The following is a 15,710-nucleotide window of genomic DNA, read 5'->3' on the forward strand; positions in this document are numbered from 1 at the left end:
TTACCCCAACAGTTCCTTGCCCACCATGCCGAAAGCGAAGCCGAGCACCGCCCCCAGGGTCGGCGACCAGTGTCGACGCATTTGCGCCTGGGGCGCAATGTCCTGGAAGACCAGGTAGAGGATGCCCCCCGCCGCGGCACTCAGAATCGTGCCGGTGAGCAGGGGCTGGTCGCGCAGGAACAGGTAACCGCAGCAGGCCGCAAGCGGGCCCAATAGGCTCACCCCTAGCAGCCCCAGCAGCGAGGTGCGCGGGGCGACACCCGAGCCGAGGTTCTCCCGGTGGGCATTGAATCCTTCGGGGAGATTCTGGGCACCGATAAACAGCGCCAGCAGCATGCCGCCGCCCCCGTGCCCGAACAGTGCCCCCAGGGCCAGGGCCTCGGGCACGAAGTCCAGCAGCATGGCCAGGAACTGGGCACGGTTGCCCGCGTGGCGGGTAATCAGGGCATCCAGGGCACAGAAGAGTAAGCCGCCACCGCAGAAGGCCAGGGCCAGCGCCCACAGGGGCAGCGCCGCCACCCCCTCCGGTACCAGGGCAAAGGCCACCGCGGCGATCAGGATCCCGCCGCCGAAGGCGACAATGCCGTGGATCAGCTCGCGCTTGCCTTCGCTCTCGGCGCTGCCCTCCAGCTGCGCCCCAAAACCGCCGACGAAGGCGGCGATACCCGCCAGCCAGGACACCAGGCCAATCATCAACAGCGGGCTCACGGCTGCTCCTCCTGCTCGCGCTCCCAGGCGAGAAACACGTCGATATCCGACTGGAAGGTCTTCAGGGCCCAGCCCAACAGTGCCGCGTCATCCAGCAGGCCCAGGCCGAGAATAAAGTCCGGCACGGCATCGATGGGCATCACGAAATACACCACCGCGGCGACCAGGATCAGCACGGAATTCCACGGGATGGTGCGGTAGCGCCCCTGGCCGTAGGCCTTGATCAGCCGGAAGCAGGCGGCCAGGCGCTCGCGCAGCGGGTCCAGCGCCGAGACCCGCTCGCTCGCCTTGCGCGAGGCCCGTTCCACCAGGCCGCGCAGCTTTTCGGGCTCCTGCAGATAGCGCTCCGCCCGCTGCCGGGCGCGGCGGAAAAACAGGCCCTTCCTCACCTCCGGGCGCATCCCTTGCCTCCCTGGCTCTTCGACCATCAGGCGGCCGCCACCACCACGGCGACGGCCAGCGCGTAGACCGCCAGCATCAGCGCACTCTCGAAGCCGATGCGACCGATACCGAATACCTCGCGTTTCAGCATACCCATCAACAGGATGGCGGTCATCAGGATACAGACCAGGGCCCAGGTCATCTGCAGGGGCGCGATGTCGTGGTAGATCGAGCCGCCGGGATAAGCGATGTCGGCGGTCGCCACCACCAGCATGTTGAAACAGTTGGTCCCGAAGATATTGCTGACGCCCAACGTCAGCGAGCCGTGGCGGATGGCGGCGATGGTGGTGACCAGTTCCGGGGAGGAGGTAGCCAGGGCAGTCAGCAGCCCCCCCACCAGGGTATCGGAGAGCCCGGCCTGGTCGCTGATGCCCTTGGCCGCCTCCATCAGTATCCAGCCGGCCAGGGCGGTGAGAGCCGCCAGGACGACAAAGCGGCCCCAGGCCGCCGCCAGCCCCTCCCGCGCATAGGGCGCCGGGCGGTCGCGCACGGTTTGCCGAGTGGGGCGCGGAAACCACATGGGCTTTTCCTGGGTACCCCGCACCAGGTGCAGGCCGTAGAGATAGCCCAAGGTAATCAAGGGCGTCACCGGGTGGACGCCAAAGGCACTGACCGGGGGCATGGCCATCGCCAGCAGGGGCAGGCTCAGCAGCACGATCAACAGGGCGGCGAGCATGAGAATGGCCGGGGACGCCGCCGCGTGTTCGAGATTGGCCTGGCGGTAGAGCATGTCGGCAATCCCCAGGAACACCAGGTTGACCGCCATGCTGCCCATAATGTTGCTCATGGCCAGCTCCGGGCGCGCATCCAGCGCCGCGCTCAGGGTGGCGGCAAAGTCCGGCAGGGAGGTGGCGCCGGCGAGCAGCAGGACGCCGAACATCGCCTCGCCGAGGCCGGTGCGATCCGCCAGCTCGTCGGCGACCCGGGCCAGCTGACTGCCGGCCAGGGTAATGACCAGGGCCGCGGCAGCAAAGGCAACGACGCTGGCGGTCAGGGTGTCGAACATTGCCGGGCCCGTTGGCTCAACCAGCGGTCCAGGCGATTGGCAAAGGCCTGCTTTTCACTGGCCGACAGGGCCGAGGGCCCGCCGCTCTGGATGCCGCTGCTGCGCAGGGTGTCGAGAAAGTCACGCATGTTCAGGCGCGCCTTGATGTTCTCCCGGGTAAACAGCTCCCCCCGGGGGCTCAGGGCCTGGGCCCCCTTGCTCACCACCTCATCCGCCAGGGGAATATCGCTGGTGATCACCAGGTCGCCCGCCTCACAGCGCTGCACGATCTCGTTGTCGGCGACGTCGAAGCCCTTGGGCACCTGCAGGCTGGAGATATGCGGCGAGGACGGCGTCTGCAGGGACTGGTTGGCCACCAGCACCAGCGGCGTACCGGTGCGGTTGGCCGCCCGGTAGAGAATCTCCTTGATCACCACTGGACAGGCGTCCGCGTCCACCCAGATCCTCATGCCCTTATCTCCCTGTCGGCTCATCGTCGCTCAGACCCCAGAGCGCATCATTGTCGGTGATTTCCCGCTTGCGCCCGGGAAAGGCCTCGAACAGCGCCCGGTGGGCGCGCAGGGACAAGACGTCATCCCGCTGCGTGTAGTCCGCGATCCATGCCAGCAACATGGGCAGGTTGGCATCCTGGGCCTCCCGGGAGGCATATTTGTGCGGCTCCCAGGGCCGGCGCCGGGCGTTGTCCTGGCAAGCTGCCACCGGCAGGTTGAGAAAGATTGCCTGGGTGGCCTGCGGCACCACCCGCGCCAGCAGGTCGGCGTAGCAGCCCTCGATCACCCAGCTCGCGTGCCCCGCCAGGAACTGCTCCAGCGCGGCATCACAGTCTTCCAGGGGGCGGCGCTGCGGGGGTTCAGTGGGCAGCCAGGCCAACGGATCCAGGTCGAGGTGGGCCAGGCCGTGCTCACGGCACAGCCGCGCAGCCAGGGTGGACTTGCCCGAGCCGGAGTTGCCGAAGACGATAATGCGGTTCACCTTGCTCCCTGCCCTGGCGACACCCACTCAGGCAAGATCCACACTAACCGGACAGTGGTCGGAGCCGTGGATGTCGTTCCAGATCTCCGCCGCCTTCACCCGCTCCTCGACCAGCGCGCGGCTGCCGAGAAAGTAGTCGATGCGCCAGCCGACATTCTTGGCCCGGGCGCCGGCGCGGTAGCTCCACCAGCTGTACTTGACGGTGTCCGGGTGGAAGTGGCGGAAGGTGTCCACGAAACCGGCGGCGACGATGCTGTCCATGCCGTCGATTTCCTTCTGGGTGTAACCGGCGCTCTTGTTGTAGTTGGGCTTGGGACGCGCAATGTCGATATCCCGGTGCGCCACGTTGAAGTCGCCGCACATCAGGACCGGCTTGTCCCGCTGCAAGCCCTGCACGAATTCGAGGAAGGCCCGGTCCCAGGTTTCCCGGTAAGGCAGGCGCACCAGCTCGTTGCCGGAGTTGGGGGTGTAGACGGTGACCAGGTAGAAATCGTCGAACTCCGCGGTGAGCACCCGCCCCTCGGCGTCGTGCTCGGGCAGGCCGATGTCGGGAAACACCCGCATCGGCGCCCGGCGCGTGAGGATCGCCACCCCGGAGTAGCCCTTGCGCTCCGCGGAGTTGCTGTGCACGTGGTAGCCCTCTACGCCCTCCAGCGCGGTCACCACCTGGTCGTCCTGGGCCTTGGTTTCCTGCAGGCAGAGGATGTCCGCATCCAGGGTGTGCAGTGACTGGGCAAAATCCTTTTTCATCACGGCGCGGATGCCGTTGACGTTCCAGGAGGCAATTCGCATGGTTTCCATCCGGTGTCGGGAAAGGCGCCCTGTATAGCACGCCCGCGGGCGGGACTCAAAAATCCGCGGCCGCGACGGGCCTCAGGTATCGGGGTGCGGCGCCGGCAGCTCCTCCTCCACAACCTGCAGCTGGTTATCCCAGGCCGCCTGCAGGCCGGTCTGCTCCTGCAGCTCCTCGTCCACGGGCTGCTCGAGATAGCGCGGGTAGAGCGGCGAGAGGACCGCCACCAGGATGCCCACCGCCGCGAACAGGGCAAAGGTATTGGCGTAGCCAAAGCTGTTCACCAGGGCACCGACCACCGGGGAACCCACCGCCTGCCCCAGGGACACCGCCATGAACGGCAGCACCGGGCCCATCGACAGACGCCCGGGCAACAGGCGCAGGCTAGTCACCAGGTAGAGCCCGGTCAGGCTCATGTAGGCCAGGCCAAAGACCAGCGCGGAGAACACCGCCAGCGGCAGCTGCCCCGGGCTCGCGGCCAGCAGGGCCAGACTCGCTGCCAGCATGGTCAGCATCAGGGCGTGGGTAATCGGCGGGTTGTTGCGGTCGGCCAGATCCGCCACCACCGCGCCACCCAGGCCGGCCAGACCCACCGCCAGCCACAGCCAGCCGGTGGCGCTCGGGGCCAGCACGCCGTGGCGCACCACCAGGTCCGGCGCGAAGATCCAGTAGGCGGAGGAAATAAAACCCATCACCCCGGCAAACAGCGCGAGCCGCAACAGGCGCCACCACTGCAGCGCGGCGATGCGCGGCGGCGGGCTGGCCTCCGCCGGTGTGACCCGCGACACCGAGGGGATCAGCAGCCAGGCGGCGAGCAGCCCGAGGGCAGCGAATACGGCAAAGGACAGGTAGGCAAAGCGCCAGGCCCCCACCAGGAACAGCACAGCCGGCACCGCGAGCATCACCCCGACACTGGTGCCCGCATTCATCACCGCACTCACCCGCCCGTGCAGGGAGCGCCGCACCAGGGCCTGCATGGCCGCGGTGAGGGCCGGCATCATCAGGCCGGTGCAGATGCCGCAGGCAATCACGCCGGCGCCCAGGGACGTCGCCCCCCTCGCCTGACTGATCAGGACCAGCCCCGCAACGCCGAAGGCGCTGGAGAGCACGGCGGCATTGCGGGCGCCGAGGCGATCCGCGACCAGGGGCGCCACCAGCGTGGCGAAAAGGAAACTGATCAGCGGCAGGGCACCAACCACGCCGATCTCGAATGGAGTGAGGGCCAGGTCGGTGCGGATGGCGGGCACAAAGAGACCAAAGGCGAAACGCGCAATGCCATAGCTGATGGCGACCAGCGCGGCGCCGAATACGGCAAACCCGGTGCTGGAGAGCGCCATCATAGTCGCCGGTTACCTCGAAGCCTTCTCCGCAGTCTGGACCAGGGTCCGGGTATGCGCAAGGAGGCCGCCATCGCCGACGTCGCCATGCCCGGGCACCACGCGCTGAACCTCGGGATAGCGAGCCTGCACCCGGGCGAGTGAGGCGTCCCAGCGATCAACGGCGGCGTCGCCCACGAAACCCAGGTTGTTCCAGGCCAGGCCCTTGACGAAACAGCCGCCAAACAGCAGCTGGTGCCGCGGTAGCCAGACCACCAGGTTGTCCCGCGAGTGGCCCGGCCCCGGGAAGAATACCTCCAGCAGTCCCTGCCCCAGCGTGAAGGACTCGCCATCGAACACCTGCGTGGCGACGGCACTGCCCTGGGCAAGCAGCAGCGCGTTGGTCTGCCGCGAGGCATAGGTGGGAACGCCCCGCGCATTCAGCACGCCCAAACCCACCGCACTGTCGTCGTGAAAGTGGGTCGCCAGGGCGCCCGCCGGCTCGTAGTCCTGCGCCTCAATCCAGTCGAGTAGCGCCTCGGTATCCGCAGCAGACCAGGGCGTATCGACGATCAACGCCCGCCCGGCCGACACCGCGACCAGCCCGTTGCTGTCCACCCGGCCGTAACCCGCGACCTGGTGGTAGGAAATGTGCCGGTACAGGCCCTCGCCCAGGGGCTCCACCTGCAGGGTGGACGGCTCGGCAGCCCCGGCGACCGGCAGCAGCGCAAGCCACAACAGGGCGATCAATACCTTCATGCACTGTCCTCCTGGTGATGGGACGGAACGCTTGTGATGGGAAGAAACTAGGGGGCTGGCGTACCCAGCAGGATGATCGAGGTTTCGCAGCCCTTGGGCCCCACCTGCCAGCCGTGATCCACCCCCGCCACGACCGCGCAATCCCCGGCCACCAGGGTGTGGCGGCCGTCGTCCAACAGCAGGTCGATGGTGCCCGAGAGGATCGTGTGGCAGTCGATGGTGTCGGTGTGGTGCATGGCCCAGGACTGCCCCGCCTGGAAGCGAAGGCGCGACCAGCGAAAGGTGCCCGGGGGCACGCCCAGATCGACAAAGTTGCCCCGGCCCGGCGGTCGCGGCGGCAGCGCCGCGAGATCCAGGTCGAGCAGCTGGATCATGGAAAGCCCCTCGCCCTGGACCCTGCAGTCAATCTCCCTGACGACACAGGACTTGCCATCGCGAATACCGGTCACCAGTGTGCGCACGCTTGAACCTCCCTGTTACGTCGCGATTAGCGCCTGTCAGCGCTCAGCAATTGCCTTTTTTCTCCTGCCCGGGCGGGCAGAAATCACCATTGCCGGATTTGGTGCGAGCCTCGACTTCCACACCACCGACTTCGCCCTTCACCTCGTGCAGGGCACAGCCGCCCAGCACGGGCAGGCACACACAGCACACAGCCAACAACCATTTCTGCATCACGGTCACTCTCCAGGAATTTGCGATGGCGACAATACCGCAGAAAGAGGGAGGGGAGCCAGGCATACCCTCACAAACACGCGGATTCCGCCACGTAGTTCAGCGTCACCCCGGCGACCGGATTAGAGTCCGGGTGACTGAGGTTCATGACATCCTGCAGGTGCTTGGAAAAGGCCAGCCGAATATTTTTCTGCACATGCTCGTCGGCGAGGTACTGTTGTGCATCCTCCTCGACCCGTTGCAAGGACAACTGTTCCATCTCGTCGGCCCGGGTCTGGTCGTTTACGGCATAGGCAGAGCCATTGATGATGTCCTTTTCCTTCGGCCGGGGTGGATTGGAACTGATGAAGGTGGGAAACGGCGAATTTACCTGCACATAGCCCGGCTCCCCCTCGACATGCTGAATGCACCAGTCCCAGCCGTCCGGAACCTTGATACCAAAGCTGAAAGTGTAGGGCCACTCGTAGACAATCTTGACCGTGTCCCTACTCACCACGGCGGCAGTGAACACCTTGTTGTAGTAGTGCGTGTAGTGATTAGTAACCCTGGAGAAAATGAATTCACTTTCCTGCGACGGGATCGAATTCCTGACGTTAATCTGCCTGAGAGAAATCTCGCGCTCGGCAGTTTCCTCCGCAACTTGCACCCGGTGACGCATCTCCGCGTAGCCGAACCCCGCGGCCCCCACCACCGCCAGCAACACCAAAACCAGCAATAACGACAGTTTGTTCATCTTCCCCTACTCCCCCTCTCGCTTTTGGCAACGCTGAACACCTTCTCAGGCTCACGACAGCGCCTCGATTTATTCTGTGTCAGGCGTCACCAGCCACCTGGCTCGCGTCCCTGAACTGGATCGACTGGAACGACGCCATGATCGGCCCGGTCACCTCGGCCATCAGTGCCTGATGACGGGGGTGTTTGACGTAGGCCTGCAGATCCGCCTCGGTACGAAACTCGGCGATCAGGGCATAGTCCGCATTGCCGCGGTAGATACCGGCATCCGGTCCAAAGGTGTAGCTGACGATTTCCGGTATCTCCTGCCGAAGTCCGTCGAAAGCCGCGCTGACGGCCTCGACCTGGGAGGGCGTGACATCCGCTTTCCAGTTCAGAAGGACGACATGTTTGATCATGGAATATGACACCGTCAGTGAGTCAGTTAACGCGGGCGGCCTTGAGGCCGCACCAGAAACCAGCTGGCAAGCACCAGAGCGCCGAAACCGGTATACAGTGCCACAAACACCCAGTCGGGCGCGCGGTAATACAGCAGGGCCTGCACCCAATGCTGGATGAACGAGCCGGCGTAGACCTCGGCCCCCGCCTCGGCCCGCAGCGCCATTTCCCAGCGTGTCAAAGGGCAAATCATCCCGAGCCAGGACTGCAGGACCACAACGCCGATTGCCAGCAAATGCAGCAAGCGAAACGTCCGCTGCCTGATCCATTGCCACCGGAACAGGTAACCCAGGTAGATGGCCGCGAGCCCCAGCACGACAAAGAGCACAAATAGCAGGTGCAGGACCAGGATGGCATCTGCCAGCAGAAGCAACAATAGCGGTATCGACACGCCATTTCACCTCGCGCTAAAGGGCACGGCCGGCGCTGCTCACGGATCGGTCAACGAGACGCTAACGTCGTGGGGCGCACCGTGACCATCGCGGAAGCGCTCGCGCCACTTGCCATGGTTCTCGTCCCGGCAGTTCTCTTCGGTGTCGAAGCGCACCTGTCGCCGGATATCCTTGATGGGTATCCCGACAGCGGCCAGCTCCGCCTTGATCAGCTCACACATCGCCTCCCGGTCGGCATGGGCGAGCTGTGCATTGGTGTCATACACGCAGACGATCGTCAGCGAGGCCGGGAAACGTTGATAGTCGACGAAGTGGGTCAGCCAGCGGAAGCCATCAAAGCGTTCCAGGGCGATCTCACAGGCCTCGGTCAGGGCCCTGATGATCAGGTTTTCCGTCTTCCTGTCGGTCTTTCGCATTGCGCGGCCTCCATGACGTGGCAGGAATGTTCGAGGGCAAGCCCCTCACGCGACACGCAACACCATATCGCTGATCACAACATACCGCAGCCATTTACCCACGGCCACCAGGGCAATAAACCAGCACAGCCGCACCCGCAAAACGCCGGCCACAACCGTCAGCGGGTCGCCAATAATGGGAACCCAGGCAAAAAGCAGGGAAAACAGGCCGTACTTAACGAAGCGCTGCTCCGCGCGTTCAAACGCGTCCTCGGAGATCCCCAGCCACTTTTTTACCACCAGCAGACCACCCCAGTAGCCCAGGGCATAATTGACCAGTGAGCCCAGGACATTGCCGGCCGTGGCCGTGATCACCAGTGCTGCCGGGGATAAACCACTCAGGAGCAAGGCGGTCAACACGACTTCGGAGCTCAGGGGCAAGATCGTCGCCGCCAGGAATGCAGCCGTGAAGAGGCCCAGATACCCGAATTCGGAAAGATACTCCATGGATTCCGGGACCTATGGTGCAGAGCGCGTTTCGCGGGGGACCGCACTGCCCGCCGGCAGATTTGCCAGCTGACGGTCGTGCAGCCTGGAGAGCAACAGCAGTGAGCCGATCGCCCCGACCAAAGCCCAGCCCATGTCCGACTGGGTATCCCAGACATAACCTTGCGTACCCAGGAAGGCCTCCGCACCCTGCCCACTGGCGAGGGCAACCCACCACTCGATCAGCTCGTAGAAGGCACTGAATGCCAGGCATACCGACACGACAAAAAGGTCACGCCAGAGACGCCCGTTGACCACCGCTTTCCGGATCAGGATCTCCCTGGCCAACAGGGCCGGCACGAAGCCCTGAAAAAAATGCCCCACCTTGTCGTAGTTGTTCCTCTCCGAGCCGAAGAGGCCATCAAACAGCGGGACTTCGGCATAGGTGTAGTGGCCACCGACCATGAGCACGACACAGTGCAACAGTATCAAGCCATAGAGAAGGGGGGTAAGCCTGAAGGTCTTGTAAGTGAACGCCAACAGCACCCCGCCGATGATGGCGGGCAGCACCTCCAGGAACCAGGTGAACTGATCCTTCGGGTTGATGCCGGACCAGATCAGGGTCAGCAGAAAAATCGCGATCCATAAAAGCTTGATGACGGCGTACTCCTGACAAACGCGCCAAGACCAAGGCGCCGATAGATTGTCATTCTAACTACTGTGTACCCAGATAGCCGGCCTTGCCCGGCGGTAGGCAGCCAGATCCTTTGCGCCACTGTAGCAGTGCTCAATATACAGCTGTCGCTCCTGCCACATGACCTCGAGATCCCACAGGCAGAAGGAATAGCGCTCAGGCGCTTCAACCCAGCCTGTTTCTGTCTCGACGGAGACAATCGGAAAAAGCTCGTTGTCATTGCCCCAATAGACCAGGACCAGATAACGCGCGGTGGCCCCCTCGTGGAAGATGACAAAGCCCGGCCTCTCGGCCCAGGACAGCGCCCTCGCCTGCTTCACGGCACAAAGCCTCTGCCTGAACGGGCCCTGTTCCACCGGGTCTCCGTTCTGCGAGATGCAGTAGATCTTCAGGCCATCGTCGTCCAGCCAGTCACTGTGTGTCTCGATCCGCCGGGGTTGATACATCAGCATTCCTTGTCCTGTTCATGCAGCCACGGCGCATAACTCAGACCCACCAACACACCCTCGGGGCTGATAAACCGGGCAACCGTCTGACCCCAGCGTTCAAAGAGGCCACACCCCGAAATGATTCGCCCCGGGGAATCTATCCATGAAACGATAATCGCGCATCGATTTGTTGATCGCCATTTGCACGAAGCAACACGATGCCGACGCCGACAAACCATGCGATCTGCAGAAGGCCAAAAACGGCTCCCAGGTCACCCAGTGCCGGCACGATCGTTACAACACCGCAGACGCCAACAGCAAAACCCAGCAGATTAATCGTCGTGGGGAGGACTGCGCGCGCCTTAAGCGAGGCGACACTGACGAGAAGAACCCAAAGCCCACCGACCGCTTCCACACCCCCGCCTATTCCATCCTGGACGACACCGATCACCGCCCAGCTCTGTGCCGCCGCTTCAGGCCCTGCTTCATACGCCTGCGAAACCCAGGAAAGCCCGACATTCGAAACCATCCCACTCGCGATAACCAGGCCAGCCCAGATGAGGCCAAATGGAGTTGCAATCGATACCACAAGGGGAGATGCAGACTGGAGCAGCCTGTGGAGTACGACAGCCAGAACCACCAGTGCCGCCCCGAAAACCACGTATATGACGATGTTCCAGAATACGAAAATCGACTGTCGCTCAAGAATGAACTCGAGCTTCTGAACCTGCGTCCACCCTTCCGTGCTTCCGGGGTTCATCGACGTCGCTAGCAATACAAAGCCCAGGACATAACAGCACGCCTGAATTATCGCGGCTACGCCGCCCGTTCGCATTTCACGTTTCATGGCTTCTCGATATTTGGAATGATGCGCAAGGCCCGTACCAGCGACACCCGACACGCAGTGGAGGGCGCCTGGCCGTACCTTCTGCTTCGTGTTGCGTGCGATTGTCATAGGTCACCGCTGGCCTCGGTTAAGTCATAGTGCCTCTGCACATTCGTGGTTATTTGCCCCCAGGTTGATCGTTGCACTCGCTCCTGATGAAATTCGAATGAACTACGATCAACAAACTCCTCGTACACCTTGAAGAGGTTCGGATCACCTCGATCTTGAGTCACCTCGAAGACCGCGCATCCTGCCTCCATGCGTGTCTGCTCAATATGTGATGGCAGCTCCCTCAGCACCGCGTCCAGATTCTCAGCCGGAACGACTATGTGGCCTCTTAAAGTTATTTTTGGCAACTCTGCCTCCCCGGCGTATAACGCCCCAGCTCGGGGCGCGTCATTGCGGCCCCAACCTTGGCTTGTTAGATGGATTTAGAGCCATTTCCCTCAAACATTTATTCTTCAGCTTCGTAGCTCCCAAGCGCTCAAGCTTGAGGGCAAGATTGGACACGGATTCTGGAAAATTAACAGCCCTGCAAAAATGTATTGAACTGAATCCATATTCAGCCACTACCTGGCTCGAAGCGCCTTGCTCTACCCGAATATAATAAGTGGTTTCGTCAGCACATCCGCCTTCTGGTCTAGCGAGCTTCACTGGGTGCTCTTCACGTAAAATGACGTTAACTAATAGCCCGATCGAACGGAAATCAGCGGGATCAAATTGACCAACACACTCTCCGGCTTCGGAAAAGTCTCTTTCGATATAGTCGTAGTGGTTTGTATTATCTAACAATATCTGAAACCCACTACCCCAGCCACTTACTGTTCCAAATTCTACATTCCAACTATCATCCGACCGTGATGAATTCACTAGGAAAAAGCAACCGATCAGTAAGACTGCAATGTGCATCTGATCCACCTAACGCCGAAGCACAGCGGCGACCTTGGAGTGGCGACGAAGGCGCCACGGAAAGGGCGTCCGGCGGCCATCGGCCGCGTACTGCTGCGACTTGTTATAAAAATTGCCACCCTACCGAAATTACAACAAGCAGGTAGGGCACAAAATAATCAGTTAATATCCTGCCTCTAAAAATGAAAGTTACAAATGCCATAAAACGAGAGACTAGCACTCTGATTTTAGATATTTCTGCTTCAAATTTTATGGTCTCCGGGTCATATGATTTTTTATTATCAATGATTGCAGCATCAACATGATACTTAAAAAAATCTTTGCTTTTTAAATCCTCAAACTTATATTCGCCGCTCAGACCCTTAAGATCCTTAGGTTTGCAAATAAGCCTTACAATTGCAATTGAAGTTTTTGATTCAATATATTCTTTATATTGGGATATCAAAACCCCATAGGCATTGTCTGTGGAGAAATATTGGTAAAACCTCCACAAAAAATAAATTTGGAAAACAAGAACACCATGATGAATGAATTCAGGATTTCCTATGCTTAGAGTCGCGCCAAGGAAACTAACACTATCACCGAAGCCAACATCGGCCGCCTCAATGAAAATAAGAAGAATGGTTGTCACCATTAAATTCTTTCGTTGCCTTTTCGTATCCTCAGACAAATCCAGTTTTGGCACGCACTATCCCTTTTTTATAACGCAAAGCCAAGGGGCGCATGGAGCAACGCGTAATGCGTCCCGCGAAGGGCGCGTTTTTTGCGCCCGGAGTGAGCTTGGGCGCCTTGTTAGGTGATGACACGAAGCGCGATTGGTACATTTCTATCCTTGGATTTTTTTACACCCAAATAGCGATTTGGCTGTAGTAGTCTCGCCGCCCTCAACTGCACTAAAGTCGAAGTATAGTGCTGTATTGTCGGGCTTGAGTCGAACGCTAAAGTTGCCGCCCTCCCAATCCCACCTTCTTTCTAAACCGTGCATGTAGTATGTTGCTGCTATGCGAGATTCATAGAATTTTACATAGGAGTCTTTTCCGTCTTCGACAAGCCAAAGGTTATGCTCTGTTTTTTTAATGTAATAACTTCCATTATTGCACTCCCAAATTTTTCGATTATCTTCGGCATGGGTTTGAGATGAAAAAACCATGCCTATGAATAGGAAAACTCCAATACCTTCAACGTGCCCTCGCATAATTATATTTCTCCGATCTATTTATCCACCTAACGCCGCCAACACAGGCAGCCGAAGCGCAGCGTAGGCTGTCCAGTGCAATGCGATTTTTGCATTGCACGATTGTGCTCGGCCTTGCTAGGGTTCTAGCGCATCTGACCACTCATGATTAGCCACAATACCTAGGTTATATTTGTGCTGCTTTTGTTTTAAAAGAACTTCCGGAACTTTACAGCCACTGTAGGAAAAAAGCTTTTCTCCCAGAGCCTGAAGAAACCTACCGATAGCTACGATAAAAAGCTGAGCATATGTTTCGCCGACTGGTGTTTTCTGGCGCATATACCTTAAGGCTGGTGACATTGTTGCATCGATATGTGCACCGCCACCCTTATCAGCTACAGAGCGGATGATCTCTTTAATGGTTAATGTAGAAGGGCTATAAGTTACTATTTGCTCACACCATTGCTCAATAGGAACGAGAGTCAATTTTGTTAGTTGTAAATCAGCGACCGAAAGTCCATTCGAAAACTGAGTAATTTCAAATGGCATTTGAGCAACACGATTAGAACCAGCTTCAGTTTGAGTTATAGAAATATGGCCAGATTTTTCACTAGACCAATTTATTGACTCTAAACCTGAGACTTCTAAATTAGGGTAAACCGCAACAAGCAATGAGTTATCTTTTTTGTATCTTGTGTCGCACAACAATATTCTCAATTGAGATGCCAATGCGCGATACATATGAACCTCCCCTGAATAGACGCATGCTAGGCATGTATCGATTACTCTAAATGTTTCTCTTAACTCGTCTTTCAGGTATGAAGCTGTGCTATCCATGAGTGACCCTAACGCTAAACGAAGCGGCGCGTCTAACGCGTCCGCCTTCCGTGACTTGTTATATTATTTACGACGATTACCAAACAGCTTTATCCAAAGAGCAAAACCACGTTGCTGAAGTCGGTACTCCCCAATTTTAGATGGGTTCTTTAGGATAATCTTACGGGCTGTCAGGGCCTTCAAGGCGTCCGTGAGCGTCTGGTCGTTGCCTGTAAACTTCTCTCTAATTTCACTTTTCTTAACCCAGGAGCTCATATTCTCCGCCATAATCGATAAAACTTGTCGATATTCGTCAGATTTAATCTGCTCATGATATTGCGATGCATAATATCGACTACCAATAGCATCCAAAGCTCCACCGACATCGAACGCACCATTAAGGACGTCGTCTTCCGAAATTTCACCATCGGTATTTTTATCAAATGCCGAATATGCAAATTGCTGAATAAAATGAGGGTATCCCTCCGAAAGCGTTGAAATATGGTTTTTTGCGTCTGAAGTTATAGTCGTTAACCCCTCATTGACCTTATTGCCTTCTTCCATGCCACGCTCAACAACATAATGCCTGTCTTGAGGACTTAACTCTTTAACTTTTATTTGATTAAACACTCGCAATGAAGACTCATGAGAAGCAGACAATCTTTCAATAACATCAGGGAGGCCCGCAACTACAAACATTACAGTGTTACATCCATGCTGCTGCAGCATCTCTGTTACAACCTTAATAAAGTAACCTAAATGTAGATCACCTGATGCATTGTCAGCTTCATCTATGAAGATAACGATACCGTCTTTCGCTTGCTCACCCTTTTCTGGATTAGCGATGCGATTGCAAGTTTCGGCAAGAGAGTAGGAAAAATCATCAATTACCAAATCGGGATCTTCTGTACCTATGGCCTGCTCAATACCGGAGTCCATTACTTTAATTCTTTGAACAAACTCCCAAGTGTGGTTCAAAAAAGATCGAACTGACTCAATTTTACCGAGTTCACGTTTTAGACCGCGATCGATAATTTTAATAAATGTCAAAAGGTTTGTTCTGGAAGAAATAACTGCATTTATCGTAATAAAATTAAAATTCCCATAATTAGTCTCAATACCTCCGTTAGCGAGAGGCTTGTATAACATTAACAATGAAGACTTACCAATGCCGCGTTCACCGGTAATTAAAAAATTACTTGGGCTTCCATGTTTAGTCTGGTGTAACCCCTTCTCAAAGGCATCAATTTCGTTAAAGCGTCCTGCAAACATCGCTGTAGGAGCGGGACTGTGCGGTTTGAATGGATTAACTTTTTTCAATTGATCCCCCGATAGTGTGATAAATAATATAACGCCAGCCATAAGCGGCGCCCTGACAAGGGCGTCCGGTGGAGGGCCAAAGGCCCGGAACAACCTTAATGGCCTTGTTAAATGCCAAAACCCAACTCCAACTGGGCTGCATTTACTTCAGACGTAATTAGCCGACTGCCGGCCAGCTTTGATGACGTTGGAAACCCTACTTTTCCTGTAGTCCGCTCTATCTCAGGCCAGACTTGAGCATAAGGCGCAAGGCAAGCACCTACTAGCGAGAAGTCGGTATCCAGTACAACGTGCGCCAGCCAATCAAACCCATTTTCTGGTTCTTCGTCATTTCATGTGGATTTCAGGATCGAGCCCGCAGGGCTGGCAATCA

The 15,710-nt window shown here is 58.1% G+C and carries 24 protein-coding genes; all 24 read right to left on the reverse strand.

What is annotated here, in order from left to right; translation table 11 throughout:
- Positions 1-708 carry a ZIP family metal transporter gene (locus ACYVGS_RS09605; protein WP_460588463.1) on the reverse strand — a complete coding sequence of 236 codons (708 nt, stop codon included), beginning with the start codon at positions 706-708 and terminating at the stop codon, positions 1-3.
- Positions 705-1,109 (reverse strand): YkvA family protein, encoded by a 405-nt coding sequence (locus ACYVGS_RS09610; protein WP_460588464.1) that lies wholly within the window; start codon positions 1,107-1,109, stop codon positions 705-707. Before ACYVGS_RS09610 ends, ACYVGS_RS09605 begins: the two co-directional genes overlap by 4 nt.
- A gap of 26 nt (positions 1,110-1,135) precedes the next feature.
- Positions 1,136-2,155: a sodium:calcium antiporter gene (locus tag ACYVGS_RS09615; protein ID WP_460588465.1), complete on the reverse strand. Its 1,020-nt coding sequence runs from the start codon at positions 2,153-2,155 to the stop codon at positions 1,136-1,138.
- Entirely contained in the window at positions 2,140-2,604 is a 465-nt protein-coding gene (locus tag ACYVGS_RS09620) for a YaiI/YqxD family protein (protein ID WP_460588466.1), read from the reverse strand. Before ACYVGS_RS09620 ends, ACYVGS_RS09615 begins: the two co-directional genes overlap by 16 nt.
- Positions 2,605-2,608: 4 nt before the next feature.
- A complete protein-coding gene (locus ACYVGS_RS09625; RefSeq protein WP_460588467.1) occupies positions 2,609-3,127 on the reverse strand; it encodes a P-loop NTPase family protein in 519 nt (172 codons plus the stop codon).
- 27 nt (positions 3,128-3,154) lie between these two features.
- The gene (locus tag ACYVGS_RS09630; RefSeq protein ID WP_460588468.1) at positions 3,155-3,919 is read right to left on the reverse strand and encodes an exodeoxyribonuclease III; all 765 of its coding nucleotides are present in this window, start codon (positions 3,917-3,919) and stop codon (positions 3,155-3,157) included.
- 81 nt (positions 3,920-4,000) lie between these two features.
- Entirely contained in the window at positions 4,001-5,260 is a 1,260-nt protein-coding gene (locus ACYVGS_RS09635; protein ID WP_460588469.1) for an MFS transporter, read from the reverse strand.
- 9 nt (positions 5,261-5,269) lie between these two features.
- Complete coding sequence (gene bla / locus ACYVGS_RS09640) at positions 5,270-5,995, reverse strand: MBL fold metallo-hydrolase (RefSeq protein WP_460588470.1); 726 nt, start codon at positions 5,993-5,995, stop codon at positions 5,270-5,272.
- 47 nt (positions 5,996-6,042) lie between these two features.
- Positions 6,043-6,456 (reverse strand): cupin domain-containing protein, encoded by a 414-nt coding sequence (locus ACYVGS_RS09645; protein WP_460588471.1) that lies wholly within the window; start codon positions 6,454-6,456, stop codon positions 6,043-6,045.
- Between the two features lie 43 nt (positions 6,457-6,499).
- A complete protein-coding gene (locus ACYVGS_RS09650; RefSeq protein WP_460588472.1) occupies positions 6,500-6,670 on the reverse strand; it encodes a hypothetical protein in 171 nt (56 codons plus the stop codon).
- A 67-nt stretch (positions 6,671-6,737) separates the two neighbouring features.
- Positions 6,738-7,400 carry a hypothetical protein gene (locus ACYVGS_RS09655; RefSeq protein ID WP_460588473.1) on the reverse strand — a complete coding sequence of 221 codons (663 nt, stop codon included), beginning with the start codon at positions 7,398-7,400 and terminating at the stop codon, positions 6,738-6,740.
- A 79-nt stretch (positions 7,401-7,479) separates the two neighbouring features.
- Positions 7,480-7,797 carry a Dabb family protein gene (locus ACYVGS_RS09660; RefSeq protein WP_460588474.1) on the reverse strand — a complete coding sequence of 106 codons (318 nt, stop codon included), beginning with the start codon at positions 7,795-7,797 and terminating at the stop codon, positions 7,480-7,482.
- A 26-nt stretch (positions 7,798-7,823) separates the two neighbouring features.
- Positions 7,824-8,228, reverse strand: a complete 405-nt coding sequence (locus ACYVGS_RS09665) for a DUF2784 domain-containing protein (protein WP_460588475.1) — start codon at positions 8,226-8,228, stop codon at positions 7,824-7,826.
- Between the two features lie 39 nt (positions 8,229-8,267).
- On the reverse strand, positions 8,268-8,645 hold the full coding sequence (locus ACYVGS_RS09670; RefSeq protein ID WP_460588476.1) for a hypothetical protein: 378 nt from the start codon (positions 8,643-8,645) through the stop codon (positions 8,268-8,270).
- Positions 8,646-8,690: 45 nt separating this feature from the next.
- The gene (locus tag ACYVGS_RS09675; protein WP_460588477.1) at positions 8,691-9,131 is read right to left on the reverse strand and encodes a YqaA family protein; all 441 of its coding nucleotides are present in this window, start codon (positions 9,129-9,131) and stop codon (positions 8,691-8,693) included.
- 12 nt (positions 9,132-9,143) lie between these two features.
- Positions 9,144-9,680 (reverse strand): DUF2238 domain-containing protein, encoded by a 537-nt coding sequence (locus tag ACYVGS_RS09680; protein ID WP_460588478.1) that lies wholly within the window; start codon positions 9,678-9,680, stop codon positions 9,144-9,146.
- Positions 9,681-9,821: 141 nt separating this feature from the next.
- A complete protein-coding gene (locus ACYVGS_RS09685; RefSeq protein ID WP_460588479.1) occupies positions 9,822-10,250 on the reverse strand; it encodes a hypothetical protein in 429 nt (142 codons plus the stop codon).
- A gap of 139 nt (positions 10,251-10,389) precedes the next feature.
- Positions 10,390-11,079: a hypothetical protein gene (locus tag ACYVGS_RS09690; RefSeq protein WP_460588480.1), complete on the reverse strand. Its 690-nt coding sequence runs from the start codon at positions 11,077-11,079 to the stop codon at positions 10,390-10,392.
- Between the two features lie 104 nt (positions 11,080-11,183).
- A complete protein-coding gene (locus tag ACYVGS_RS09695; protein ID WP_460588481.1) occupies positions 11,184-11,474 on the reverse strand; it encodes a putative quinol monooxygenase in 291 nt (96 codons plus the stop codon).
- Positions 11,475-11,514: 40 nt separating this feature from the next.
- Positions 11,515-12,027 carry a hypothetical protein gene (locus ACYVGS_RS09700; protein WP_460588482.1) on the reverse strand — a complete coding sequence of 171 codons (513 nt, stop codon included), beginning with the start codon at positions 12,025-12,027 and terminating at the stop codon, positions 11,515-11,517.
- A gap of 103 nt (positions 12,028-12,130) precedes the next feature.
- Positions 12,131-12,712: a hypothetical protein gene (locus tag ACYVGS_RS09705; protein WP_460588483.1), complete on the reverse strand. Its 582-nt coding sequence runs from the start codon at positions 12,710-12,712 to the stop codon at positions 12,131-12,133.
- Between the two features lie 141 nt (positions 12,713-12,853).
- Positions 12,854-13,222 (reverse strand): hypothetical protein, encoded by a 369-nt coding sequence (locus ACYVGS_RS09710; RefSeq protein WP_460588484.1) that lies wholly within the window; start codon positions 13,220-13,222, stop codon positions 12,854-12,856.
- A 117-nt stretch (positions 13,223-13,339) separates the two neighbouring features.
- Complete coding sequence (locus tag ACYVGS_RS09715; RefSeq protein ID WP_460588485.1) at positions 13,340-13,942, reverse strand: hypothetical protein; 603 nt, start codon at positions 13,940-13,942, stop codon at positions 13,340-13,342.
- 159 nt (positions 13,943-14,101) lie between these two features.
- The gene (locus ACYVGS_RS09720; protein ID WP_460588486.1) at positions 14,102-15,379 is read right to left on the reverse strand and encodes an ATP-binding protein; all 1,278 of its coding nucleotides are present in this window, start codon (positions 15,377-15,379) and stop codon (positions 14,102-14,104) included.
- Between the last annotated feature and the right edge of the window lie 331 nt (positions 15,380-15,710).

Source organism: Haliea atlantica (genome assembly GCF_054779855.1).